The following is a 1,876-nucleotide window of genomic DNA, read 5'->3' as shown; positions in this document are numbered from 1 at the left end:
GCGCATGTGACGCTCGGCCTTCTCCGCCCGGAGCAGCGCGAGCAGGATCTTCTCTGGCGTCGAGCCGGTTCTGCGTCCTTGCTCAAGCAGTTCGTCATAGGCGCTGTGAGCCCCGTTCAGACCCAGTTCCTTGAGCATGCCCAGCACGTCATTGCGCAGCATGTGCACCCCGCAGGAGGCGATCGTAGCGACCGCAGTCGGCAACAGGCATGCATCCGAGCTCCAGGCGCGAGGGGATGCTGACCACCGGTGCAGGCTCGTCATCCTGCTGACGGTTGAGGATGCTCAAAACCGCGTCCTTGCTCACGGTGCGCTGGTTTAGCGCCGTCCGGCAGGCCTCAGCGACCACGTCGAGGCCGTGGCTGGGGACGGCGGTGAGAATCCCGGCGAACTGGCGGTCCCAGTCGTCGTAACGTCGCAAGACCTCGCGAACCTGCTCGATGGCCTCAGGCAGTGCCCACGCCGTAAACGGGGCGCCGTTACGCAGCGCCCCTGGCTTGCGATCAAGCAGGGGGACGTAGTGCCAGGGATCGTAGATGGTCTTGTCGCGACCGAACTCCCGTTTGTGCTCAGCGATCAGCTTGCCGCCTTCCACGACCTTGAGCCTTCCCGCGTAAGCCTTGACCTGCACGACCTTGCCAGCCGCCTCGCACGGCACGCTGTAGCGGTTGCGGTCGAAGTGCACCAGACAGGTCGAAGACACCCGGCAATGCTCCAGGCGGTAGCCATCGAACTCCTTGGGTGCCCGGATCAACATCTCACGCTCTGCTTCAAAGACTTCCCAGACCGTCTTGTCGCGCAGTTCCGGATGCTGTTGACTCTTGGCCCAGCCCACGGCCCGCTCAAGCAGGTATTCGTTGAGCTCCTCGATGCTGGCGAATTTCGTGCGACCCGCCAGAAAGCGTTTGCGCATGAGCCCGACCGAGTTCTCCACCTGCCCCTTTTCCCAGCCGGCCGCAGGCGTGCACATGATCGGCTCGACGAGGTAATGGGCGCACAACTCTTCGAAGCGCGGGTTGAGTTCCCGGAGCTTGCCGCGCAGCACTTTCGACACGGCGGTGGTCATGTTATCGTAGATGCCGTGGCCGCATGCGCCGCCAATGAAATCGAAGGCGCGGTTGTGGGCCTCGAAGACCATCTCCATGGTCTCGCGGGGAAAACCCTGGCAGAAGAGAAGGCGGCTATGGCACAGGCGCATGTGCGACACCTTGATGGCCATGGGCAGCCCGCCGATCTCCAGTTGCTCATGGCTCCAGTCGAACTGATAGGCCTTGCCTGGTGCAAATTCCAGAGGCACGTAGGCGTCCGGCGCCTTGAGCCCCGCCTCCTCCCGCCAACGCCGTATGAACCGTCTCACGGCGTCGTAGCCACCCTCGTAGCCCTGTCCCTGAAGCTGCTCGAACAGGACCTTGGCCGTGCGTCGGTACTTCTTGGGCTGTTTGGCGTCGTGCTCCAACTGCTCAACGACCCAATCCGTGAACCCTTCCATCTTCGGCATGGGCTGCACCGTGCGATGATATTCAAACTTGGTCGCGTCGGACCGGAGGACCTTGCGGACCGTGTTCCGGCTCAGGTTGAAGTCCCTGGCGATCTGCCCAATCGACTTCTCGTCTCGGCCATGGGCCAGCTTGATCTTGCGTATTGTCTCCACCGTCAGCATCTCCTCGTCTTCCCTCCATGGCGTTCAGTCGAACGACCTTGAAGGGCTTGCCGGAGACGGTCAATTTTCGATGCCGATTACTGCGAGAGGTGGGTCATTATTGCATGCCGATTCACAAATACTTCATCGTTGGCATTCCTTGCACACCAATGCGAGGCTCGAAGGCTACAATGGCCTGTTCCAGGCGGCGAGAGCCAGAGCCCGAGGATACCGAAA

At 61.8% G+C, this 1,876-nt stretch carries 2 protein-coding genes and 1 pseudogene; 1 reads left to right on the top strand and 2 read right to left on the bottom strand.

The features are described 5' to 3' along the window. Together EOL86_14385 and EOL86_14380 are read right to left on the bottom strand one after the other, a co-directional pair. Positions 1–162 (bottom strand): ATPase (locus EOL86_14385; protein ID NCD26759.1); only part of this gene is annotated, 162 nt, incomplete at its 3' end. Next, the gene (locus tag EOL86_14380; protein ID NCD26758.1) at positions 149–1,660 is read right to left on the bottom strand and encodes an IS21 family transposase; all 1,512 of its coding nucleotides are present in this window, start codon (positions 1,658–1,660) and stop codon (positions 149–151) included. The genes EOL86_14380 and EOL86_14385, both read right to left, overlap by 14 nt. A gap of 115 nt (positions 1,661–1,775) precedes the next feature. On the opposite strand from EOL86_14380, the pseudogene EOL86_14375 reads away from it, so the two are divergent. After that, a pseudogene (locus EOL86_14375) lies at positions 1,776–1,876 on the top strand (hypothetical protein).

The organism is Deltaproteobacteria bacterium, from assembly GCA_009930495.1.
Lineage (GTDB): Bacteria > Desulfobacterota > Desulfovibrionia > Desulfovibrionales > Desulfomicrobiaceae > Desulfomicrobium.
This window is presented reverse-complemented; position numbering and strand designations above follow the sequence as displayed.